The organism is Streptomyces sp. NPDC053048 (assembly GCF_044547045.1).
Taxonomy (GTDB): domain Bacteria; phylum Actinomycetota; class Actinomycetes; order Streptomycetales; family Streptomycetaceae; genus Streptomyces.
Map to the genome: position 1 here is coordinate 153,172 of NZ_JBITZS010000012.1, position 23,320 is coordinate 176,491.

Sequence of the window (23,320 nt, forward strand, 5' to 3'; positions counted from 1 at the left end):
TCTATCCGGGGCACCGGTTCGACGGCTCTAGTGGTGGTGAACGCCCGAATCAAGCGGGCTCCCGCCACCTGTGCACGTTGGACATGCCCCGCCCGGAAGGGGTGTACGCCTGTGCCCGCACTTGTGCTGCTCGGTGCTCAGTGGGGTGACGAGGGCAAGGGAAAGGCCACCGACCTGCTCGGTGGATCCGTCGACTACGTGGTGCGCTACCAAGGTGGCAACAACGCCGGCCACACGGTCGTCGTGGGTGACCAGAAATATGCGCTCCACCTCCTCCCTTCCGGAATCCTCTCGCCGGGGTGCACCCCGGTCATCGGCAACGGCGTCGTCGTCGACCCGGCGGTCCTGCTCTCCGAGCTGAGCGGACTCAACGAGCGCGGTGTCGACACGTCCAAGCTGCTGATCAGCGGTAACGCGCACCTGATCACGCCGTACCACACGACTGTCGACAAGGTGACGGAACGCTTCCTCGGCAAGCGGAAGATCGGCACCACCGGCCGCGGCATCGGCCCGACCTACGCGGACAAGATCAACCGCGTGGGCATCCGGGTCCAGGACCTGTACGACGAGTCGATCCTGGAGCAGAAGGTCGAGGCCGCTCTCGACTTCAAGAACCAGATCCTGGCGAAGCTCTACAACCGCCGCGCCATCGAGTCCGGCAAGATCGTCGAGGAGCTGCTGGGCTACGCCGAGCAGATCAAGCCGTACGTCGCCGACACCACGCTGATCCTCAACAACGCCATCGACGAGGGCAAGGTCGTCCTCTTCGAGGGCGGCCAGGGCACGCTGCTGGACGTCGACCACGGCACGTACCCCTTCGTCACCTCCTCCAACCCGACCGCGGGCGGCGCCTGCACGGGTGCGGGCGTGGGCCCGACGAAGATCAACCGCGTGATCGGCATCCTCAAGGCCTACACCACGCGTGTCGGCGCCGGCCCGTTCCCGACCGAGCTGTTCGACAAGGACGGCGAGGCGCTGCGCACCATCGGTGGCGAGCGCGGCGTGACCACCGGCCGTGACCGCCGCTGCGGCTGGTTCGACGCGGTCATCGCCCGCTACGCGACCCGCGTCAACGGCCTGACGGACTTCTTCCTCACCAAGCTGGACGTGCTGACCGGCTGGGAGCAGATCCCCGTCTGCGTCGCGTACGAGATCGACGGCAAGCGCGTCGAGGAGCTGCCCTACAGCCAGAGCGACTTCCACCACGCCAAGCCGATCTACGAGATGCTGCCGGGCTGGTCCGAGGACATCTCCAAGGCCCAGACCTTCTCCGACCTGCCGAAGAACGCGCAGGCGTACGTGAAGGCGCTGGAGGAGATGTCGGGCGCGCCGATCTCCGCGATCGGCGTCGGTCCGGGCCGCACCGAGACGATCGAGATCAACTCGTTCCTGTCGTAGGCGGCACGCGCGCGTGCACGGCGCCCCGGTGGCTCACGGCCACCGGGGCGCCGTCGTCCGTCCGGCCTCAGTAGATCTTGCGGTAGACCAGCGACGCGTCCTTGGTGTCCGAGTCGCTGAAGTCGCGCCGCACCCTGCCGTCCGGCAGCATGACCAGCTCGGACGACGAGCCGGGCTGGCAGGCCGACTTGGGCATGGCCCGGGTGACGCTGGACGGACCGAGGCGCAGCGGGCCTCCGCCGGTGCCGCCGCCGGTGGCGGTCGTCCGCCAGGTGCAGACGTAGGAGGTGCCGTCGTCCAGGACGCCGCTTCCGTCGATGGTGACGTCGACGACCGAGCCCCCGGAGATGGTGAGGGTCCGGGTGTTCACGCGCGAGCCGCTGCCGAAGCTCGACTGCCATGTGCCGAGGTACGCCTGCGGGCCCGTGCCGGGCGAGGTGGCGGCGCCGGTCGTCGGCGGGGTCGGCGGCGGCGTGGGCTGTGTCGTCGGATGCGCGGTAGGACCGGACGACGGCCTGTGGGTGGCCGCCGAGGGGCTGGGGGCCGGGCCGGGGGAGCGCGCGTCGTCCTCGGTGTGGCGGTTGAGCAGGAAGACGGTCCCGCCGCCGGCGAGCAGCCCGGCGGCCACGATCGCCGCCACGATGTAGGGCGCCTTCGAACGGGGCGGTACCGGCGCGGGGTGACCGTAGGGCGCCTGCCCGTACGGGGCCGGGCCGTACGGGCCGGGGTAGCCGTATCCGGTGCCGGGCGCGGGCGGCGGCAGGGGCTGCCCGGAGTGCGCGGTGACCGTCGGCGGCTCGGCGGGACGGGCGTCCCGCGGCTCCACGCGGGTGGGCGACTCGGCGGCCGGGGTGGGTATGGACCCGGCGGCCCCGACGGCCGTGGCGGGGTGCGCCGGGCTCTCCACGTCGAGCAGCTGCACCGCGTGCCGGCCGAGCTGGGCGACGAGGCCGCCCGGCAGCCAGGGCTCCGCCGACCGCAGGTCGCTCAGCACGTCCTCGACGCCCGTGCGCTCCAGGACCTGCTGGGGCGAGGGCCGGTCGGCGGGGTCCTTGGCGAGGAACGCGGTGATCAGCGGGCGCAGCGTGGGCGGCACGCCGGTGAGGTCCGGCTCCTCCTCCGCGATGCGGTACATCAGCGCGTGGACGCCGCTGTCGGCCGTGCCGAACGGCATGGTGCCGGTCGCCGCGTACGCCAGCACCGAGCCGAGGCAGAAGACGTCGCTGGCGGGCGTGATCTGCGCGCCGCGCACCTGCTCGGGCGACATGAAGCCGGGCGAGCCGACGGCCGCGCCCGTGCGGGTCAGGCCGCCGTCGGTGACGGTCTCCAGGGCGCGGGCGATGCCGAAGTCGATGACGCGCGGCCCGTCGAGGGTGACCAGCACGTTCGAGGGCTTGAGGTCGCGGTGGACGATCCCGGCGGCGTGGATGGACTGCAGCGCGCGGGCGAGCCCGGCGCCGAGGATGCGCACGGACCGCTCGGGCAGCGGGCCGTAGTCGGTGTCGACGACCTGGCGCAGCGAGGGCCCGGCGATGTAGCCCGTGGCGACCCAGGGGACGTCGGCCTCGGTGTCGGCGTCGAGGACGGGAGCCGTCCATTCCCCGCCGACCTGCCGGGCGGCGCGCACCTCCTGGCGGAAGCGGCGCCGGAACTCCTCCTGGCCGGCGAGTTCCGGCTGGACGAGCTTGACGGCCACCGTGCGGCCGCGGTCGGAGCGGGCGAGATAGACCCGGCCCATGCCGCCCGCCCCCAGCCTGCCGAGCAGGCGATAGGCACCGAGTTCTCGCGGGTCTTCCGGCGACAGGTCTTCCATGCCGGCTGCTCCTTCCCCCATGTTTCGTCGCGGGGAGAATAGCGGCACGGCAAAGGGCCGGGTATCCGCACGGTCGAGAAGTGCGGTCCCGGCCCTTGTCGTTCCGGCCCCCGGAGGGTACGGCCCGTCCGGGCGGGCGCCCCGGGGGCCGCGGGGCGGCCGTCCGGCCCGTCCCGTCCGCCCGGTCGCCGGACCGGTTGTCAGGCCGGTCGTCAGACCGCTCGTCAGACCGCTCGTCAGGCCGGAAGGATGTTCTCCGCCTGCGGGCCTTTCTGGCCCTGCGTGATGTCGAACGTCACCTTCTGGCCCTGCGTGAGTTCCCGGTAACCCTGACTGACGATGTTGGAGTAGTGGGCGAAGACGTCGGCGCCTCCGCCGTCCTGCTGGATGAAGCCGAAGCCCTTTTCCGAGTTGAACCACTTGACGATGCCGGTAGCCAAGACGATCTCCTTATCGGGGGCGTGCGGAGGAATTCCGCGCGCCCATGGAAAAACGCAAGTGCGCCCGAGGTCACGGACCTTCAGGCGCACATGACAAATGGGTACCAAACTGCAACCGCAAAGGACCGTAGCAGGCGAATGCCCGCGAATTGGGATTTCCCGTACGGCGATTTGTGTGGTCTCGCACCGTACGGCGGTACCCGGCACTGTGTCCGGGAGCGCGCGGGTGGGCCCAACAGAGTGCCGGTACCGGCCGGAAGCCCGCGCTCCCTAGGCTCGCCCGTACCGGCAGGCTCGGCCCGTACGGCGCCCGAGCCGCTGCCGGGGCACGTCCGCACGCTTCCCCCACTGCCCTCACCTCCTTCGACCAGAGGTACGCCCGTGAGCACGCAGCCCGATCCCTCCCTCGGCGCGGCGGTCAAGGCCGCCGACCGCGCGCACGTCTTCCACTCCTGGTCCGCGCAGACCCTGATCGAGCCGGTGGCCGTGGCCGGCGCCGAGGGCTCGTACTTCTGGGACCACGACGGCAACCGCTACCTCGACTTCTCCTCCCAGCTGGTCAACACCAACATCGGCCACCAGCACCCCAAGGTCGTCGCCGCGATCCAGGAACAGGCGGGACGGCTGTGCACGATCGCGCCCGGCTTCGCGGTGGACGTACGGTCCGAGGCCGCCCGGCTGATCGCCGAACGCACCCCCGGCGACCTCGACAAGATCTTCTTCACCAACGGAGGCGCCGAGGCCGTCGAGAACGCCGTCCGGATGGCCCGGCTGCACACCGGCCGCCCCAAGGTGCTCAGCGCCTACCGCTCGTACCACGGCGCGACCGCCGCCGCGATCAACCTCACCGGCGACCCGCGCCGCTGGCCCTCCGACACCGCCTCCGCGGGCGTCGTGCGCTTCTGGGGGCCGTTCCCGTACCGCTCGCCCTTCCACGCCGCCTCCGAGGAGCAGGAGTGCGAGCGCGCGCTGCGCCACCTCGAGGACACGGTCGTCTTCGAGGGGCCGGGGACGATCGCCGCGATCGTCCTGGAGACCGTGCCCGGCACGGCCGGGATCCTGGTGCCTCCGCCCGGTTACCTCGCCGGTGTGCGCGCGATCTGCGACCGGTACGGCATCGTCTTCGTCCTCGACGAGGTCATGTCCGGCTTCGGCCGCACGGGCCGCTGGTTCGCCGCCGACCACTTCGGCGTCACCCCCGACCTGCTCACCTTCGCCAAGGGCGTCAACTCCGGCTATGTGCCGCTGGGCGGCGTTGCGATCTCCGGCGAGATCGCGGCCACGTTCGACGAGCGCCCCTATCCGGGCGGACTCACCTACTCCGGGCACCCGCTCGCCTGCGCCTCCGCCGTGGCGACGATCAACGCCATGGCCGAGGAGGGCATCGTGGAGAACGCCGCCCGCATCGGCGCGGACGTCCTCGGCCCCGGGCTGCGCGAACTCGCCGGGCGGCACCCGTCGGTGGGCGAGGTGCGCGGGCTGGGCGCGTTCTGGGCGGTGGAACTGGTCCGCGACCGGGCCACCCGCGAGCCGCTGGTCCCGTACGCGGCGACCGGCGAGGCGGCCGCCCCCATGGGCGCCTTCACCGCCGCCTGCCGGGAGGCGGGCCTGTGGCCGTTCGTGAACATGAACCGCACCCACGTCGTGCCGCCGTGCACCATCACCGAGGCCGAGGCGAAGGAAGGCCTGGCGGCCCTGGACCAGGCGCTGACGGTCGCGGACGCGTACGTCTCCTGACGGGCCCGCCCGCCACCGCCCCGGCCGGCGGGAGGATCCGGTAGCGTTCGCCCTTCCCGCCCGCACGGGATATATCGCCCGTGACGGCCCTCGCATATCGTTGCGGGGGCCGTTCGCACGCCAGGCGCGCGGCAGGGAAAGGGAGACGGAGAACGATGTCCGGCAGCGAGACTGTCAAGCGCACCACGCTGCGCTCACAGATCGCCGAGGCGCTGCGCGACGAGGTGATCGCCGGGCGGCTCCCGGCGGGCCGGCAGTTCACCGTCAAGGAGATCGCCGAGCAGTACGGGGTCTCGGCGACGCCCGTGCGCGAGGCGCTGCTCGACCTGTGCTCGCAGGGGCTGCTCGAGGTGGAGCTGCACCGCAGCTACCGGGTGCGCGAGTTCTCGTACGCCGACTTCCGGGACATGATCGAGGCCCGCACCCTGATCGTCGAGGGCATGTTCCGCCTCCCGCACAGCCCCGGCGGCGTGGGCGGTCCGCCCATCACCGAGCGGGCGCTGGCGGCCGCGACGCCGCAGGCGCTGGCCTCGGTGCGACGCCGGGCGGAGGAGGCCGGGCGGGCCGCGCTGGCGGGGGACCTGGACATTCTCATCGGCTACGACCTGCGGTTCTGGCGGGAGATGGCCGGACTGGTGGGAAATCCGTATATATCGGGCTTCCTTGACCGGGTGCGGGTGCAGAGCTGGGTCTTCACGGTGCCGCTGCTGCGGCGCCTGGGCGACCTGCGGGGGCGGCTGTGGCACGGCCACTCCGAGCTGGTGGAGGCGGTGGCCTGCCGCGACGTGGCACGCGCGCAGCAGATCATCGCCGCGTACAACCAGCACTCGCTGGCGCTGATCGACGGCTTGACCCGGCAGACCGATCACGGTTCGACCACATAAGGTCGAAGTCGCTCGCCGTCGTCGACAAACGGAATGTGATTCGAAATGAAGCCGGCACCGGACCGACCGTCGGATCCGTCCGGGAGGGCCACCGGGCCACGAGTCGACCCGTCCGCCGGCCCACCTGCCCCACGGTCCCCCGAACCGTCCGCCGACCTGTCGGTGATCGTCCCCGCGTACAACGAGGAGGACCGGCTCGCCCCGACGCTGCGCGCGATACGGGCGCACCTGGCGACCCTCGGACCCCTGCGCTGGGAACTGATCGTCGTCGACGACGGCTCGAGCGACGGCACGGCCGCCGTCACCGAGGCCGCCGCGGCCGAGGAGCCGCGCATCCGGCTGCTGCGCACTCCCGACAACCGCGGCAAGGGCCACGCCGTACGCACCGGCGTGCTCGCCTCGAGCGGCCGCCGCGTGCTGGTCACCGACGCCGACCTGGCCACCCCCATCGAGGAGATGGACCTCCTCCAGGAGCGGCTGGAGCGGGGCGCCGCCGCGGCCGTCGGCTCCCGCGCACTGCCCGGATCGCGCATCGACGTGCACCAGAACCCGCTGCGCGAGCTCATGGGCCGCGTCGGCGCCCGGCTGATACGCGCGGCCGCCGTGCCCGGCATACGCGACACCCAGTGCGGCTTCAAGCTCTTCGACGGGGACAAGGTCCGTACCGCCTTCGCCGGCTCCCGCCTCGACGGCTGGAGCTACGACGTCGAGATCCTGCGCTTCTTCCACCAGATGGACTGGGAGGTCGCCGAAGTGCCCGTCCGCTGGGCCCATCAGCCCGGTTCCAAGGTCCGCCCGCTGGCCTACCCCCGCGTCCTCGCGGACCTCCTGCGACTGCGCTGGCGCGCGGTGCGTCCCGCGCAACTGGCGATACCCGCGATCTTCCTCTTCCTCTCCTTCGTGCTCTACGGCGGGCTGTGGGGCGGCCTCGGCAGCAGCTACCTCGCCGACTCCGGCTCCGACCAGCAGCAGTGGGAATGGTTCTTCGCGGTCACCGCCGACAACGTCGCGCATCTGCGGAATCCGTTCTTCAGCGAGCTGCAGAACGCCCCGCTCGGGGTGAACCTCATGGCGAACACCGCCATGCTGGGCCTGTCCGTCCCGCTCGCGCCCCTCACGCTCGCCCTGGGCGCCCACGTCACCTGGGCCGTCGTGCTCACCGGCGGGCTGGCCGCGACCGCCTGCTCCTGGTACTGGCTGATAGCCAAGCGCTTCGTGCGCTCCCGCTGGGCGGCCGCGCTGGGCGGCGGCTTCTGCGCCTTCGCGCCGCCGATGATCTCGCACGGCAACGCGCACCCCAACTTCCTGGTGCTCTTCATGATGCCGCTGATCATCGATCGGATGCTGCGGCTGTGCGAGGGCGGGCGGCGGCACACACGCGACGCCGTCGTCCTCGGCCTGTTCCTCGCCTACCAGATCTTCCTCGGTGAAGAGGCACTGCTGCTGGCCGTCACCGGCCTCGCCCTCTTCGCCCTCGGCTACGCGATCGCCTCCCCGGACGTCACCAGGGCCGTCGCCGGGCCCCTGCTGCGCGGCCTGTGCGTCGCCGCGCTGGTGTCCGTCCCCCTGGTGATCGGACCCGTCGCCTGGCAGTTCTACGGTCCGCAGAGCTACCACAGCGTGCTGCACGGGCAGGTCGGCAACCACCCGATGGCCCTGCTGGAGTTCGCCACCCGCTCGCTGGCCGGCGACGAGAAGGTCGCGGCCTCGCTGTCGCTCAACCGGACCGAGGAGAACGCCTTCTTCGGCTGGCCGCTGGTCCTCGTCACCGTCGCGATCGTCGCCCACCTGCGCGACCAGCCACGCGCGCGTGCCCTGGGTTTCACCGCGCTGGCCGCCGCCGTCCTCTCCCTGGGCCAGAACATCCCGCTGCTGGGCACCGACAAGACCCTGCCCGGACCGTGGCGCGTCGTGGCACAGATGCCGTTCTTCGAGTCGGTCATCGAGTCGCGGATGGCGATGGTCTGCGTGCCCGCCCTCGGCATCCTCCTCGCCCTCGCCTGCGACCGGCTGGCCCTGCGGCGCGTCCGCAGCGAACGCGAGAGCTCGCGCCGGGTGCTCGGCTGGGCGGCCCTGGCGGTGGCCGTCCTGCCGCTGGTGCCCACCCCGTACCGGATCGTCGAGCGGGCGCCCGTGCCCGCGTTCGTCGCCGACGGCACCTGGCGCGAGTACGTACGCCCCGGCCGCTCGCTGGTGCCCGTACCGGTCCCCTCGCCGTCCGACACCGCCGCCCTGGGCTGGCAGATCGACGCGGACCTCGGCTTCCGTTTCCCCGGCGGCTACTTCAACGGTCCGTGGGGCCCCGAGCGCATCGGCATCTACGGGCCCCAGCCGCGCCCCACGTCCGATCTGCTGGGCAAGGTCCGCGAGAGCGGCAAGGTGCCCGCCATCGGGCCGCAGCAGCGCCGTGAGTTCGCCTGGGACCTCGCCTACTGGCGCGCGGACTCCCTCGTCCTCGCCCGGCAGGACAACGAGGACGCCCTGCGCCGGGCGGTGACGCAGCTGGCCGGCAAGGAGCCGAAGCGGGCCGGCGACGTATGGGTGTGGGACGTGCGGGACTCCGGCTGACGGCAGCTGTGGCGGACGGCAACGGCCGGCGGGCGCGAGCCGCCGGCCGGCCGTGCGCGGACCGTGCGGAGCGCGGGATTCCATGTCCGTCGCCCCTGTGTGACAACCGGCTGAGCGGCACTACTCTGGCCCGACCATCGCATGCCCCGACCATCGCAGCAATGCGAAGACGAGAGTGAGTTCACGTGGCCTGTGACCTCTGGCTAGTGCCCCTTGTCGACGTGCTGTGCCACAGCCCCGACAACCCCTTCGCCGAGGAGATCGCCGCGTACGACAAGGCGCTCGGTGACGCCGGACTGCCTCCCGTGCCCGTCTTCGGCTACATGCCGGGCCTCTCCGGCGACGTGGCCCCGGTCGCGGGCTTCGACTACGACGCGCTGCACTTCCTGCGCCGCGCCCACCTGCTGAACCTGTGCGGGCTGGCCGTCACTCCCGTGGATGAACTCGGTGGTGACTACGAGCAGTTGCTGGAAATGTTCGAGGCCACCGCCCAGCAGTCCCACCTCGTCTGGCACTACGACCACGCGGGCGCCTACGTCCCCGTGGACTTCGCGCATCCGCTCTCGAACGAGGAACTCCTCGAGGGTGGCGGTCCGTTGGGGTCCAGCCATGGCCTGCTGCGCGAACTACACGCCGTGGCGCCGGTGCTGGGCATCGACCCGGACAACCCGCCCGCCGCGCCCGCCGCTCCCGACCGCCCGACGGGCCTCGAGGAGCGCGCCGCGCCGGGACCGCGCGACGACAGCCCCTTCGCCCGGGAGCGCCACGTATGGCTGGGGCTCCACGCGGCGGCCACCCGGAGCCTGGGCCAGGGCTCGATGATCGTCTTCAGCTGAGGGCACGGTTCCGGGGCCGGGCCCCGGAACCGCCGCTCAGGTCAGCGCCGGCGCGACGCCCTAGCGCGGTGACTCCGGCGGCCGCTGCCGCGGCATGTTCGGCCGTGTGTGCGGCGGCATCGGGAACCGCCCCACCGGACCGCCACCCTCGCCCCGCGGCCCCCACGCCACCAGCGACTGCGTCAGCAGCGGCGCGGGCCCCGCCCGGAACTCCACCATCCAGTCGGCCGTCTCGGCCCGTACGAGCTCCGAGACGTCCTCGGAGAACCGCCGCAGCACGGTCAGACACCGCTCGGCGGCCTCGCTCGCCGTGCCCTCCGTCGGCCCGAGCACCTCCCGCACGCACTCCGACGCCCAGTCGAACTGCAGCACCTCCAGCCGCCGCTGCACCGCCTGTGCCGTGGCCACCGCCCGCATCCAGCCGGACGTCAGCCCGAAGTAGCGGTCGCACGCCACGCACGCCACCGCGCCGAGCAGCGCCAGGAACGCCCACGCGGACCCGGTGCGCAGCACCTTGGTCAGCTCCAGCAGCGGCAGGGAGGCCCCGATCACCGCGCAGAATGCCGCGCCCAGGCGCAAACCGCGCGCCCAGCGGCGCTTCCACGCCCGGTCGGTCAGATACCAGTCGGCCAGATTGAGCGCCCCGGCCTCGACCCATCTGTACAGCTCGTCCAGCCGCTCGGCGGGCTCGCCCCAGTCCCCGAGCGGGAAGGACCGGCCGCGCAGGTCGTCCCGGTGCTGCCCCCCTTGGTGGCCGCCCTTTTCCCTCGGGAGCCCCTCGGGTTGCATCTCAGGCTGGCTCACCCCTGCACTCCCTCTCAGCCGTGTGCGTTATCCGTGATCGCAGCCTCCTTCCTACCGCCGAACGGTTGGCGTTGGGCACAGGATCGAGCCTTTTCCGTCCGTAAGTGCGGCGGAATCAGGTATAGGAGGCTTGCGGGCATCACCCGAAAGAGGGCGGCCCGGTCCGCCCAGTGACGCCCCACGGGCGCCGAAACGTTCTGACGAGAGGTTCCTACGAGTCGGCGGCGGCCCCCGAGTCGTAGTGATCGACAAGGCAGGCAATAGGGTGGGGCCCGTGAAGGTCCTCGTCATCGGCGGCGGCGCCCGCGAACACGCCCTGTGCCGCTCTCTGTCCCTCGACCCCGACGTCACCGCGCTGCACTGCGCCCCCGGCAACGCCGGGATCGCCGAGGTCGCCGAGGTGCACACCGTGGACGCGCTGGACGGCGCGGCCGTCGCCGGGCTGGCCGCGTCACTGGGCGCGGACCTGGTGGTCATCGGCCCGGAGGCCCCGCTGGTCGCGGGCGTCGCCGACGTGCTGCGCGAGCGCGGCTTCCCCGTCTTCGGCCCGTCGGCGGAGGCGGCCCGGCTGGAGGGCTCCAAGGCCTTCGCCAAGGACGTCATGGCCTCCGCGAACGTTCCCACCGCCCGCAGCTACGTCTGCACCACCCCCGACGAGATCGACGCGGCCCTCGACGCGTTCGGCGCCCCCTACGTCGTCAAGGACGACGGCCTGGCCGCCGGCAAGGGCGTCGTCGTCACCTCCGACCTGGCGGCCGCCCGCGAGCACGCGCTGGCCTGCTCGCGCGTGGTGATCGAGGAGTTCCTGGACGGCCCCGAGGTCTCCCTCTTCGCCATCACCGACGGCGAGACGGTCCTGCCCCTGCAGCCCGCGCAGGACTTCAAGCGCGCCCTGGACGCGGACGAGGGCCCGAACACCGGCGGCATGGGCGCCTACTCCCCGCTGCCCTGGGCCGACCCCAAGCTGGTCGACGAGGTGCTGCGGACCGTGCTGCAGCCCACCGTGGACGAGCTGCGCCGCCGGGGCACGCCCTTCTCCGGACTGCTCTACGCGGGCCTGGCGATCACCTCGCGCGGTGTGCGGGTCATCGAGTTCAACGCCCGCTTCGGCGACCCGGAGACCCAGGTCGTGCTGGCCCGCCTGAAGACCCCGCTGGCGAGCGTCCTGCTGAACGCCGCCACCGGCAACCTGGCCGCCGAGCCGCCGCTGCGCTGGAGCGACAGCGCGGCCGTGACGGTCGTCATCGCCTCGCACAACTACCCGGGCACCCCGCGCACCGGCGACGTGATCGAGGGCCTGACCGAGGCGGCCGAGGTGGACCGGGCCTACGTCCTGCACGCGGGCACCGCCCACGACGCCGAGGGCCGCGTGGTCAGCGCCGGCGGCCGCGTCCTGTCCGTGACCGCGACCGGCGACGACCTGACCCGGGCCCGCACGCGCGCGTACGAGGCGGTCTCCCGCATCCACCTGGACGGCTCCCACCACCGCACGGACATCGCGGCCAAGGCGGCATCGGCCTGACGCCGAACCGCGGCCGGCAAACCGGCCCCGCCCACCCCCGCCCCAGCCGAACGAAGTGCCCGGCCGCGCGCAGCGCACCAGGCTTTGCCCAAAGCCATTCCATCGGGTGACCGCTAGCCCAACCGGCTGACGCGCGCCCCACCCCCAACTAGGGTGCGGCGAAGGCCTGCTGCGCGTCCGGCAACTGGCCCACCGGCATTGCGATGTCAGAGGCCGGTGCCACAGTGGGGGTGGTAAGCAACGCCGACGGCGTCGGCCCCGGACCGGTCCCATGCCGGCACCTGGGCAGAGCACTACAGGCAACTGGGGGTGATCGGTCCCGTGGCAGGTCCGGAAGCAGGCGCGCTGGCCGCGCGCACCCGAGCCCTCGCCGTGCTGCGCGTGCGCGGCGCCGCGCTCGCGGTCGCTCTGCTGCCCGCCGCGGCGGCGGTCGTCCTGGCGGCGGGCTCCGCCATGGGCCGCATCCCCGACGGCTCCGTCTGGGACGTCGTCCGCCCGGTCGTCTCCGCCCTCGCCGTGCTGTCGCTGCTGCTGGCGGCCGGGGTCGCCGTCGTCGTCGCCCGCGCCCGGCCGGCCCTGAGCCCCACCGTCCCCATCCCGGAGGAGACGGCCCCCGACCTTTACCGCCTGGTCCGTGACCTCGCCGAGCGGCTGGACGTGCCCGCCCCCTCCGCCATAGCCCTCACGCCCGACTGCGACAGCTGGCTGGAGGACCGTACGCACCCCGCGCACGGCCCTCCGCGCGAGCGGGCAGTACCGCGCCGCCGGGCGGGTGCCGCCCCGGTACTGGTGATCGGCTCGCCGTTCCTGTGGTGGATGCGTGTCGCCGAGCTGCGGGCCCTGCTGGCGCCGGTCGTGGCGGGCACGGGCCCGGCCGCCCATCCCGACATAGCGGCGGCCCGCCGCTTCGTGCGGGGCCTGGACGCGGCCGTGGCGGTCGCCGCCGGGCGGCCGCTGCTCGCCTTCGTCGGCTGGACGGCCCGGCTGCTGCTGCGCTCCTGCCGCGACCACGCCGCCGAGATGGAGCGCGGGGTGGCCGCGGCCGCCTCCGAGCGCGCCCAGGCGGTGGACTACGGCCTGCGGATCGTCGCCCAGGAGCAGGTGGGCCTGGCCTACGCCGGCTGGGACCGGCTGCTGAACCGCGTCGCGCTGCCCGCGTGGCGGATGGGCCGCTGGCCCTCCCGCCTGGACGCCGGCGTGGTCTCCGCCCTGACCGAGCTCTCCCGCCGCGACCGGCTGGCGGAAGGCTTCGCCTCCCGGCTGGGCGAGCGCCCCGCGTGCGACCTGCTGGAGGAGCCGGGCCTCATCGACGAGGCCGCGTCCCTGCTGGCCGCCCGGCTCTTCCACGGCGGCCCTCCCGAGCCCGGCCCGGACTGGTCGCCGGTCTCCTGGAGCCAGTACCCGGAGGAGGTCGTGGACCGCAAGTGGCGGCTGGAGGCCGCCCGCCTGCACCGCGTCCTCGACGACATCGCCGCCCGCGGCGCCCTGGCCGGGGCACCGGCGGGCGGCACGCCCGCCCCCCTGGTGCCCGATCCCACGCCCGCCGCGCCCACGGTCGCCCGCGTCCTCGAGCGCCTGACCGGCCCGGCCGGCGGCGGGGTCGGCGAGGAGCTGGAGCTGCGGCTGAGCGCCGAGGTGGCCCGTGAGGCGGCCCGCGAGGAGCGCGCGGCCGAGCGCCGCGGCACGTTCGGCGCCGCCGCCGGCTCCTGGGTCGACGGCCTGGCCCCGCTGTTCCCGCTGCAGCCGCCGCGCAGCGGCCGGGAGCTGCTGGCCGACCATGTGACGGCCATGGTGTGCTGCGCCGCCGTCGACACCGCCGGCGCCACTCCCGGCCTGGACTGGCTCGACGGCCCCGCCCTGCTCGTCGGCGGCGCCCGCCGCGCCGACCTGACCCGTACCGTCCTCAGCCTGATCGAGGACGGCGACGGCGAGCCCCTGCGCGCCTGGCTCGGCGAGATCGGGGTGCGCCCCGAGAAGCCCGTCCGGCTCGGGTGAAACGGTCCCGTCACCGCGGTTCCGTTCCCACCGTCCGGTCTCCCCGGTCCCGTCCCCACGGCCCCGCCCCCGTCACGGACGGTGAAGCGGTGACTGTGCGTAGAGGCCGAGCCATCACTTCCGGGGAATTTGCCGACGAACAGTGACGAGCCAGGTGTGTCCTGTGATCTGCTGGGAAACCGAATGGGTATGCGGTGACCCAGGGGAGGGAGAGCCCACATGGGGATGGATCGGATCCGGCGCTGGGAATCCGGGGCACTCGCACACGCCGTCTCGGACCCCTTCGGGCAGGGCCCGCTGCCCTGGCTGCGCGGCGGCGAGTACTACTTCGACGGCACCGGCCAGATCATCCCCTGGTACGTGGACCCGGTGGTCGCCCCGGCCGGCGCGCGCGTCCCGCCCCCGCGCAGACCCGGGCCCCGCACCGCCGACGACGTCCACTGCCAGATCAAGGGCTTCGCCACCGACAGCGCGGTGGCCCCCGGCGAGGCCGTGGACTTCCGCATCACCGTGGATCCCCCGCAGCAGTTCGCCGTCGACATCTACCGCATCGGTCACTACGGCGGCGTCGGCGCCTCGAAGATCACCACCAGCCCCCGGCTGTCGGGCATCGTCCAGCCGCCCCCGCTCACCGTGGACCGCACGGTCTCCTGCCACCACTGGTGGCTCTCCTGGCGGCTGCAGATCCCCGCCTTCTGGAGCACCGGCGCCTACGTCGCCGTCCTGACCACCGCCGACGGGTACCGCAGCCACATCCCCTTCACCGTCCGCGACAGCGCCCCCGCCGACCTGCTGCTCGTCCTGCCCGACATCACCTGGCAGGCCTATAACCTCTACCCCGAGGACGGCCGCACCGGCGCCAGCCTCTACCACGCCTGGGACGACAGCGGGCGGCTCCTCGGCGAGGAGGGCGCGGCCACCACCGTCTCCTTCGACCGCCCCTACGCCGGTGCCGGACTGCCGCTGCACGTCGGCCACGCGTACGACTTCATCCGCTGGGCCGAGCGCTACGGCTACGACCTCGCCTACGCCGAGACCCGCGACCTGCACGCCGGACGAATCGATCCGGCACGCTACCGGGGCATCGTCTTCCCCGGCCACGACGAGTACTGGTCGCCGGCCATGCGCCGGGCCGCCGAGGACGCCCGCGACGGCGGCACCTCGCTGGTCTTCCTCTCCTCCAACACCATGTACTGGCAGGTCGAGCTCGCCCCCTCGCCGGCCGGCCCCGACCACCTGCTGACCTGCCGCAAGCGCCGCGGCCCCGGCCGCTCGGCGCTCTGGCGCGAGATGTCGCCGCCCGAGCAGCAGCTGCTCGGCATCCAGTACGCGGGCCGGGTGCCCGAGCCCGCCCCGCTGGTCGTCCGCAACGCCGACCACTGGCTGTGGGAGGCCACGGGCGCGGGCGAGGGCGACGAGCTGCCCGGCCTGGTCGCGGGCGAGGCCGACCGCTACTTCCCCCGAACGGCCCTGCCCGAGCACACCCGCCGCATCCTGCTGGCCCACTCCCCCTACGAGGACGGCGACGGCGCGCGGCGGCACCAGGAGACCTCCCTGTACCGCGCCCCCAGCGGCGCCCTGGTCTTCGCCTCCGGCACCTTCGCCTGGTCCCCGGCCCTGGACCGGCCCGGCCACGTCGACGCCCGCGTCCAGCGGGCCACCGCCAACCTCCTGGACCGCATCTGCAAGCGGGCCTGACCCTGACCGCAACGCTTTCCGGACCGTGCGGCAGAATCGAGGTGTTTGGACAAACCACCAGGAGGACGCGTGTCCGGATTCGTCGAGAAGCCCAAGCCGATCGAGGTGCCGGGCCTGACCCACCTGCACACCGGCAAGGTCCGCGACCTCTACCGCGACGAGGCCGGCCGGCTCGTGATGGTCGCCAGCGACCGCATGTCCGCCTACGACTGGGTGCTGCCCACCGAGATCCCCGACAAGGGCCGCGTCCTCACCCAGCTGTCGCTGTGGTGGTTCGACCGCCTGCGCGACCTCGCCCCGCACCACGTGATCTCCACCGACCTGCCCGCCGGCGCCCCCGCCGACTGGGAGGGCCGCACCCTGATCTGTCGCTCCCTCGACATGGTCCCCGTCGAGTGCGTCGCCCGCGGCTACCTCACCGGCTCCGGCCTCGCCGAGTACGAGCAGACCCGCACCGTCTGCGGGCTCGCCCTGCCCGAGGGCCTGACCGACGGCTCCGAACTGCCCTCCCCGATCTTCACCCCGGCCACCAAGGCCGAGGTCGGCGAGCACGACGAGAACGTCTCCTACGAGGAGACCGCCCGCCGGGTCGGCGCCGAGACCGCGGCCCTGCTGCGCCAGACGACCCTGGCCGTCTACGGCCGCGCCCGCGACATCGCCCGCGACCGGGGCATCATCCTGGCCGACACCAAGTTCGAGTTCGGCTACGCGGACGGCGAGCTGGTACTCGCCGACGAGGTGCTCACCCCGGACTCCTCCCGCTTCTGGCCCGCCGAGACCTGGGAGCCGGGGCGGCCGCAGCCCTCCTTCGACAAGCAGTTCGTCCGCGACTGGCTGACGTCGCCCGCCTCGGGCTGGGACCGCCACGGCCAGCTGCCGCCGCCGGAGCTGCCCCAGGAGATCGTCGAGCGCACGCGCGCCAAGTACGTGGAGGCCTACGAGCGCCTGACCGGCACGAAGTGGGCGTAGGCGGGCCCGCGGCCGGCCGGGGGGCTCCCTAAGAGCCCTCTCAGAGTGGGCATGCCATCGTGGGGACACCGCACAGGAACCCGTACCCCGCCGGAGGCGCCATGCCCCAGACGTCGACGCCCGTACTGGTCGTGGACGACGACCCCGACGTACGGGCCGCCGTCGTCGACAGCCTCGCCGTCGAGGGCTACACGGTGCGCGAGGCCGGCGACGGCCTGGAGGCCCTGTCCGCCGTCGCGAGCGCGGCGCCGCGCGCCATCGTGCTCGACCTCGCCATGCCCGTGCTCGACGGCCTCGCCGTCTGCCGGCGGCTGCGCGAACTCGGCGACCGGACGCCCGTCCTCGTCCTCACCGCACGCGACGCCGTCTCCGACCGGGTCGCCGGCCTGGACGCGGGAGCCGACGACTACCTCGTCAAGCCCTTCGCGCTCGACGAACTGCTGGCCCGCCTGCGCGCCCTGCTGCGCCGGGCGGCTCCGGCCGAACCTGCGGGGGAGAGCGCGGAATTGGCCTTCGCCGACCTGCGCGTCGATCCCCTCACCCGCACCGGGGAGCGCGGGGGGACCGTCCTGGAGTTCACCCGCACCGAATTCGCGCTGCTGGAGGTGCTGCTGCGCCACCCGGGACAGGTGCTGCCGCGTGAGGTGATCCAGGAACGCGTCTGGGGCGCCGACTTCGGCCCCGAGTCCAACTCCCTGGCCGTCTACATCGGCTACTTGCGGCGCAAGCTGGAGGCGGGCGGCGCACCGCGGCTCGTGCACACCGTGCACGGCGTCGGCTACCGGCTGGCGGAGCGGTGATCGGGACCGGGGGGCTGCTGAGCCGCAGGCCCCTGCGGACCCGGCTGGCGCTCGTCACCTCCGCGGCGGTGGCCCTGGTCGCCCTCGGCGTGCTGGCCGCGGCCTATGTGGTCATCCGCTACGAACTCGTACGCCAGCTGGACCTGCAGCTCAAGCAGCAGGCCGGGCTCATTGCCCAGCAGAGCCGCGGTGGTGCCGACAGCGGCGTCCTGTACGACCAGTGCGCCTGGCGGGCCGCGCCCGCCTGCGCCCAGATCGTCCGCGCCGACCCTGCGGCCGCCGGGCAGAGCGGGCTGGTGCTGCCGGTCACCGGGGCGTCGCGCCGCGTCGCGGCCGGCACGCTCGGCGCGTACTACAGCGACATCACCCACGACGGCCGCCCCATGCGGATGCTGACCACCCCGCTGCCGGGCAGGGCCGGGCGCGCACTGCAGGTGGCGGCCCGCTCCGACACCGTCGGCCAGAGCGTGGAACAGGCCGGGCTGTACCTGGGGGCGGTCGGCGCCGGGGGAGTGCTGCTGGCGGCGGGCCTGGGCTATGTGGCCTCGCGCACCTCCCTGCGGCCCGTCACCCGGCTCACGTCCACCGCCGAGCGCATCGCCGCCACCCGCGACCCCGCCCACCGCATCGAGATGCCGCACTACGAGGCTCGCCGCCAGGACGAGATCACCCGCCTCGCGACCAGCTTCAACATCATGCTCGGCGAACTGGAGGAGGCCGTCGCCGCCCAACGACGGCTCGTCGCCGACGCCTCCCACGAACTGCGCACCCCGCTCACCGCGCTGCGCACCAACGCCGAACTGCTCGCCCGCGCCGACCGGCTCACCGTGGCCCAGCGCGAGCGCGCCTCGGACGCCCTGGGCCGGCAGCTGCGCGAGGTGACCGGCATGGTCAACGACCTCATCGAGCTGGCGCGCGACGAGGAGCCGCGGCCGCTGGTCGAGCAGGTCCGGCTGGACCGGCTCGCCGAACGCTGCGTGGCCGACGCCCGGAGCCACTGGCCGGGCACGGTCTTCACCGCCGACCTGGACGAGGCCACGGTCGCGGGCGTGCCCGCCCGGCTCGCCCGGCTGCTGTCCAACCTGCTCGACAACGCGGCCAAGTTCAGCCCGGCCGGCGCCGTGGTCGAGGTGCGGCTGACCCATGCGGACGGCGCGCTCGACCTGACCGTCCGCGACCACGGCCCCGGCATCTCCGCCGAGGACCTGCCCCATGTCTTCGACCGCTTCTACCGATCCCGGCAGGCCCGCGCCCTTCCGGGCTCCGGCCTGGGCCTGGCGATGGCCCGCCAGATCGCCCGTGCGCACGGGGCGGAGCTCACGGCGGAGCAGGCCGCGACGGGCGGCGCCCTCTTCCGGCTGAGCTTTCCCGCAGGCTGAGCCCTATACCGGCCGGGCGCCGGGCGCCGGGCGTCGAGCGGTAGCCGCGGGAACGCCGAAGGCCCCGGTCGTTCCCGACCGGGGCCTTCGTTCTCTGAGCGGACGACGAGACTCGAACTCGCGACATCCACCTTGGCAAGGTGGTGCTCTACCAACTGAGCTACGTCCGCATTCGCCCCGCGCTCTCGTGCGGTGCGGGTACCACTATAGCCAACCCTGAGCACGTGCGATGCGCGCCGCCGCATGACGGTTCTCCGCGCCCAGCTTCAGCGCCGCCGCGGAGAGGTAATTGCGGACCGTCCCCTGTGTCAGCGAAGCCCGCTCGGCGATCTCCGAGATGGGTGCCCCGTCCTCCGCCAGCTCCAGCAGTTCCGCCTCTCGTGCGGACAGCGGCGAGTCCCCCGCGCTGATCGCGTCGGCCGCCAACTCCGGGTCCACATAACGGCTTCCTCCGTGCACGGTACGGATGATCTCGGCGAGCCGCTGGGCGGAGACGGTCTTCGGGACGAACCCACGCACTCCCGCCTCCAGCGCCCGCTTGAGATGTCCGGGCCGGCCGTGACCGGTCACGATCATGCTGCGGCAGCCCGGCAGTTCGGCCCGCAGGGATGTGGCGACCATCACACCGTCAGCCCCTGGCATTTGAAGATCCAGTACAGCCACGTCCGGCCGGTGCACCTTGGCCATGGCCAACGCCTCGGGGCCGGTGGCGGCCTCCGCCACGACCTGCAGATCGTCCTCCAGCCCCAGCAACGCGGCGAGCGCCCCACGGATCAGATGCTCGTCGTCGGCGAGCATGATCCGGATGGGGACGGCTCCGGTGGACTCCCCGCTCATGCGGTCCTTCCTTCCGATCGCACGGCCACGGCGGACACCCGGGCCTCCTCGGCCGCCCCTCCACCGGGAAAGGGGCCCGCCGGACGCGCCGGCGGCGGCGCCATGCCCGGCCCTGCCGCGTTCTCCGCCGCCGCCAGCGGGATCCTCGCCGTCACATGGAACGTCCGGTGCGCCCCGCGTTCCACCGTCAGCGTGCCGCCCAGCGCCGTCAGCCGCTCCCGCAGCCCCGCCAGCCCCGAGCCGCCCCCGGCCCCCGCAGGGGCGACGGCTGCTCCCCGTACGCCGTCGTTCTCCATCCGCAGCACCGCCACCCCGTCCACGACCCGCAGCCGCACCGCGCAGCGGCTCGCCTCCGCGTGCCGCAGCACGTTCGTCGTGGCCTCCCTGGCCACCCACGCCAGCGCCGATTGCACCGCCGACGGAAGATGTGCGCCGGCGTCGGCGTCGACGCGGCAGTGGATGCCCGCCGCGGCCAGCACCCCCTTGGCCCCCACGAGTTCGGTGTGCAGATCCGCCTCGCGGTAGCCGCGCACGACCTCCCGGAGCTCACGCTGCGACTCCTGCGCTATGCGCTGGACCTCGGTCATCTGGTCCACCGCGGCATCCGAACCCCGCCGCGAGAGCTGTACGGCGAGCTCGCTCTTGAGCGCGATCACCGCGAGGTTCCGCCCGAGGACGTCGTGCATGTCGCGCGAGAAGCGCAGCCGCTCCTCCGCCACCGCCAGCCGTGCCTGCGTCGCCCGCGCGGCCTCCGCCTCCCACAGCACCGCCAGGAACCACGCGGAGGAGCGCACCGTGGCCATGGCCCACACCCCGAGCAGGAACAACGCCACCGCCAATACGACGGAACCGATCAGCGGCGACCCGAGCGGGAGGAGCGCCAGCCCCACCGCCGCCCCCGCCCCGGCGCAGCCGGCCAGGAACGTGCGGACCCGGCGGGTGAGGATGCTGTACGAACCGAAGACCACCAGCCCGCCGTTCAGCAGCATCATGCCGTTCGCGTAGGGATCCCCCGGAGCTTTGCGCGCCACGAGCATGAACACCACGACGGTGGCGGCGAACAGCGCGGCCGCGAACGAGAGATGCCACCAGGGCGCCGGCTTCTTGCGCAGATAGTGCTCCAGCGCACGCCGGATCAGCTTCACCCCGTGAAGGGACTGGGCGAAGCCCAGGGCCAGCAGCAACCAGGCCAGCGGCGGCATGCCCTGCGGGCTGGTCGGCCACGCCACGGCGTTGACCACGGGAAAGATCCACGGCAGCCCGTAGAGCGTCCACCGCATATAGCTGTCGACCTGGGCTATCCGGCTCCGCCCCCGCCACTCGCGCACCCGCGACCGCACGCCCATGTGCCCCCCGTATCCCTTCCCTACCCCGGTCCCAACAGGCGCTCAGCGCCTCGGCTCCCAGCGGAACCACCGGCGTACAGCAAACACTCCCAGCCCCGACCAGACCAAAGCGGTCCCCAGCGCCCGCAGTGCCTCGCCCGCGTCCATCCCGCCCAGCCAGCCGCCCCGTATCAGGTCGATCACCGGTGTGAGCGGCAACAGACGGCACACGTCCGCGAGCGTCTCCGGCATGACCTCCACCGGCACGAACAGGCCCGAGCCCAGCAGCGAGACCAGGAACAGGGGCATGGTGACCAGCTGCGCGCTCTCCACCGTCTTCGCCTGGCCCGCCGTCACGGCGGCGAGTGTGACGCTGAGCACCACGCCCAGCACCAGACCGGCCAGCACCAGGTCGGGACGGGCGACCGCCCGCAGGTCCAGCAGGGCCACGCCGGCTATGAGCAGCAGCACGGACTGGGCCATGGCCACGGCCACCGCCGGCAGCGCGGTCCCGGAAAGTATCTCGGCGTCGCCGGCCTCGCCCGTGCGCAGCCGCTTGAGGACCAGCTCCTCCCGCCGCGCCACATAGGCGCTGACCAGGTTCTGGTAGACGGCGAAGAGCAGGATGTAGCCGAAGGACCCCGTCATCAGGACCTCGTTGGCCGTCATTCCGGTCTCTTCGAGGTCCACCCGTTCCATCGCCCCGCTCATCGCCCACACCATCGTGAGGGGCATCAGCAGGGCCATGTACAGGGCCATCCTGTTCCGCCCGAGCAGGGTCAGCTCGGCCCGCCCCAGCGCCAGCATCCGTCCGGCCGCCATCACTCGCCCCTCCCCGAGGTCGCGCCCGCTATCGCCAGGAACGCCTCTTCCAGCGAGGCGGTCCGCGCGTCGAGCCCTTCCAGCTCCATGTCCTTGTCCCGGGCCCACAGCAGCAGCCCGGTCAGCGTCCGCTGCAGCTCCCTGGTCTGCAGCTCTATCCGCCCCCCGCTCTCCTCGTGACCGACGACCCCCAGCTCGGCGAGCGGCGGCAGATCACCGACGAACCACCCGTCCGGCATCGCGAAGCGGATCCGCGCCGGATACGCTCCGATCACCTCGGCGGGCGTCCCGGTGGCCACGATCTGTCCCTCGCGCATGATCGCCAGCCGGTCGGCCAGTGCCTCGGCCTCCTCCAGGTAGTGCGTGGTGAGCAGCACGGTGGTGCCCTCCTCGCGCAGCCGCCGCACCAACTCCCACGTGGTGTGCCGCGCCTCGGGGTCGAGGCCGGTGGTCGGCTCGTCCAGGAAGAGCACCTCGGGCCGGCCGAGCAGGGCCAGCGCCAGGTCCAGCCGCCGGCGCTCACCACCGGAGAGCTGCTTGATGCGGACGCCCGCGCGCCCCGAGAGCCCCACCAGGCCGAGGGCCTCGTCGACGGGCCGCGCCCCGGTCGTACAGCCGGCCCACATCCGCACCGTCTCGGCGGCGGTCAGCTCGGAGGGGAAGCCGCCTTCCTGGAGCATCACCCCGATCCGTGGCCGCACCGCGCCCCGCTCCTCGTACGGATCGTGGCCCAGCACCCGTATGCGGCCCGCCGTGGGCCGGGCCAGGCCCTCCAGCAGCTCGACCGTGGAGGTCTTGCCCGCGCCGTTCGTCCCCAGCAGCGCGAACAGCTCGCCCCGCCGCACGGTGAAGGACACGTCCCGCACCGCCTCGTACCCCTTGTCCCCTGACTGCCCGTACCGCCGGCGCAGCCCCGAGACCTCGATCACACTCTCCCCGAAGTCCATGCTTCAAGGCTCCCGGCCGATCCGGCCCGGGGGCAGTGCGGCCTGTCATGACTTCGGATGACGAATGTCATCAGCCCGTCATCAGCCCCGCCGCGGGAACGCCGAAGGCCCCGGTCGTTCCCGACCGGGGCCTTCGTTCTCTGAGCGGACGACGAGACTCGAACTCGCGACATCCACCTTGGCAAGGTGGTGCTCTACCAACTGAGCTACGTCCGCATTCGCCCCGCGCTCTCGTGCGGTGCGTGCACCACTGTACCTGATCCACCGGAGTGGTCGGTAAGCGATGAGAGCGGGTGACAGGAATCGCACACTGCGCCTCCCTCTTGGAAAGAGGGCGCTCTACTACTGAGCTACACCCGCGCGTCCATCCATCCGGACCACGTACGTGGCCGGTTGAACGGTCAGAGCGGGTGACAGGAATCGCACACTGCGCCTCCCCCTTGGAAAGGGGGCGCTCTACTACTGAGCTACACCCGCGCGTCCATCCATCCGGACCACGTACGTGGCCGGTTGAACGGTCAGAGCGGGTGACAGGAATCGCACACT

The 23,320-nt window shown here is 73.0% G+C and carries 18 protein-coding genes and 5 tRNA genes (1 of these 23 cut by a window edge); 11 read left to right on the top strand and 12 right to left on the bottom strand.

The features are described from left to right. Positions 1–111 precede the first annotated feature (111 nt). Entirely contained in the window at positions 112–1,398 is a 1,287-nt protein-coding gene (locus ACIG36_RS29530; protein ID WP_399934344.1) for an adenylosuccinate synthase, read from the top strand. A 67-nt stretch (positions 1,399–1,465) separates the two neighbouring features. On the opposite strand, the gene ACIG36_RS29535 is transcribed toward ACIG36_RS29530, so the two are convergent. Both ACIG36_RS29535 and ACIG36_RS29540 read right to left on the bottom strand, forming a co-directional pair. Continuing rightward, positions 1,466–3,211 carry a protein kinase gene (locus ACIG36_RS29535; RefSeq protein ID WP_399934347.1) on the bottom strand — a complete coding sequence of 582 codons (1,746 nt, stop codon included), beginning with the start codon at positions 3,209–3,211 and terminating at the stop codon, positions 1,466–1,468. 236 nt (positions 3,212–3,447) lie between these two features. Beyond that, positions 3,448–3,651 carry a cold-shock protein gene (locus tag ACIG36_RS29540; RefSeq protein ID WP_399934350.1) on the bottom strand — a complete coding sequence of 68 codons (204 nt, stop codon included), beginning with the start codon at positions 3,649–3,651 and terminating at the stop codon, positions 3,448–3,450. Positions 3,652–4,032: 381 nt separating this feature from the next. On the opposite strand from ACIG36_RS29540, the gene ACIG36_RS29545 reads away from it, so the two are divergent. From ACIG36_RS29545 to ACIG36_RS29560, 4 genes are all read left to right on the top strand, one after another. Continuing rightward, positions 4,033–5,388 (top strand): aspartate aminotransferase family protein, encoded by a 1,356-nt coding sequence (locus ACIG36_RS29545; RefSeq protein WP_399934352.1) that lies wholly within the window; start codon positions 4,033–4,035, stop codon positions 5,386–5,388. 155 nt (positions 5,389–5,543) lie between these two features. Continuing rightward, positions 5,544–6,272 (top strand): GntR family transcriptional regulator, encoded by a 729-nt coding sequence (locus tag ACIG36_RS29550; RefSeq protein WP_399934355.1) that lies wholly within the window; start codon positions 5,544–5,546, stop codon positions 6,270–6,272. A gap of 45 nt (positions 6,273–6,317) precedes the next feature. After that, positions 6,318–8,840, top strand: coding sequence for a glycosyltransferase (locus ACIG36_RS29555; RefSeq protein ID WP_399934358.1), 2,523 nt, complete (start codon positions 6,318–6,320; stop codon positions 8,838–8,840). Positions 8,841–9,025: 185 nt separating this feature from the next. Continuing rightward, positions 9,026–9,676, top strand: coding sequence for a hypothetical protein (locus ACIG36_RS29560; RefSeq protein WP_399934360.1), 651 nt, complete (start codon positions 9,026–9,028; stop codon positions 9,674–9,676). Positions 9,677–9,736: 60 nt separating this feature from the next. Here ACIG36_RS29560 and ACIG36_RS29565 read toward each other — a convergent pair whose 3' ends face one another. After that, positions 9,737–10,480 (bottom strand): SLATT domain-containing protein, encoded by a 744-nt coding sequence (locus ACIG36_RS29565; protein WP_399934362.1) that lies wholly within the window; start codon positions 10,478–10,480, stop codon positions 9,737–9,739. A gap of 274 nt (positions 10,481–10,754) precedes the next feature. Between ACIG36_RS29565 and purD the strand changes: the two genes are divergently transcribed. From purD to ACIG36_RS29595, 6 genes are all read left to right on the top strand, one after another. After that, positions 10,755–12,002, top strand: coding sequence for a phosphoribosylamine--glycine ligase (gene purD, locus ACIG36_RS29570; protein WP_399934365.1), 1,248 nt, complete (start codon positions 10,755–10,757; stop codon positions 12,000–12,002). A gap of 312 nt (positions 12,003–12,314) precedes the next feature. Then, positions 12,315–13,997 carry a hypothetical protein gene (locus tag ACIG36_RS29575; protein WP_399934506.1) on the top strand — a complete coding sequence of 561 codons (1,683 nt, stop codon included), beginning with the start codon at positions 12,315–12,317 and terminating at the stop codon, positions 13,995–13,997. 219 nt (positions 13,998–14,216) lie between these two features. Then, positions 14,217–15,695, top strand: coding sequence for a N,N-dimethylformamidase beta subunit family domain-containing protein (locus ACIG36_RS29580; protein ID WP_399934368.1), 1,479 nt, complete (start codon positions 14,217–14,219; stop codon positions 15,693–15,695). A gap of 69 nt (positions 15,696–15,764) precedes the next feature. Continuing rightward, complete coding sequence (locus tag ACIG36_RS29585) at positions 15,765–16,664, top strand: phosphoribosylaminoimidazolesuccinocarboxamide synthase (RefSeq protein ID WP_399934371.1); 900 nt, start codon at positions 15,765–15,767, stop codon at positions 16,662–16,664. A gap of 101 nt (positions 16,665–16,765) precedes the next feature. Beyond that, positions 16,766–17,464 carry a response regulator transcription factor gene (locus ACIG36_RS29590; protein ID WP_399934373.1) on the top strand — a complete coding sequence of 233 codons (699 nt, stop codon included), beginning with the start codon at positions 16,766–16,768 and terminating at the stop codon, positions 17,462–17,464. After that, positions 17,461–18,843 (top strand): ATP-binding protein, encoded by a 1,383-nt coding sequence (locus ACIG36_RS29595; RefSeq protein ID WP_399934376.1) that lies wholly within the window; start codon positions 17,461–17,463, stop codon positions 18,841–18,843. The genes ACIG36_RS29590 and ACIG36_RS29595 overlap by 4 nt, the downstream gene beginning before the upstream one ends. Positions 18,844–18,940: 97 nt before the next feature. Here the strand turns inward: ACIG36_RS29595 and ACIG36_RS29600 are convergent. The 9 genes from ACIG36_RS29600 to ACIG36_RS29640 all read right to left on the bottom strand — a co-directional run. Continuing rightward, positions 18,941–19,013, bottom strand: a tRNA-Gly gene (locus ACIG36_RS29600). 34 nt (positions 19,014–19,047) lie between these two features. Next, positions 19,048–19,680, bottom strand: a complete 633-nt coding sequence (locus ACIG36_RS29605; RefSeq protein ID WP_399934379.1) for a response regulator transcription factor — start codon at positions 19,678–19,680, stop codon at positions 19,048–19,050. After that, on the bottom strand, positions 19,677–21,026 hold the full coding sequence (locus ACIG36_RS29610; protein ID WP_399934382.1) for a sensor histidine kinase: 1,350 nt from the start codon (positions 21,024–21,026) through the stop codon (positions 19,677–19,679). Before ACIG36_RS29610 ends, ACIG36_RS29605 begins: the two co-directional genes overlap by 4 nt. 42 nt (positions 21,027–21,068) lie before the next feature. Next, complete coding sequence (locus ACIG36_RS29615; RefSeq protein ID WP_399934386.1) at positions 21,069–21,827, bottom strand: ABC transporter permease; 759 nt, start codon at positions 21,825–21,827, stop codon at positions 21,069–21,071. Beyond that, on the bottom strand, positions 21,827–22,774 hold the full coding sequence (locus ACIG36_RS29620) for an ABC transporter ATP-binding protein (protein ID WP_399934389.1): 948 nt from the start codon (positions 22,772–22,774) through the stop codon (positions 21,827–21,829). Before ACIG36_RS29620 ends, ACIG36_RS29615 begins: the two co-directional genes overlap by 1 nt. Positions 22,775–22,917: 143 nt before the next feature. After that, positions 22,918–22,990 (bottom strand) — tRNA-Gly (locus ACIG36_RS29625). Positions 22,991–23,062: 72 nt separating this feature from the next. Beyond that, a tRNA-Gly gene (locus tag ACIG36_RS29630) sits at positions 23,063–23,134 on the bottom strand. A 45-nt stretch (positions 23,135–23,179) separates the two neighbouring features. Continuing rightward, positions 23,180–23,251, bottom strand: a tRNA-Gly gene (locus ACIG36_RS29635). Positions 23,252–23,296: 45 nt separating this feature from the next. Continuing rightward, positions 23,297–23,320, bottom strand: a tRNA-Gly gene (locus ACIG36_RS29640) (it continues 148 nt past the right edge of the window).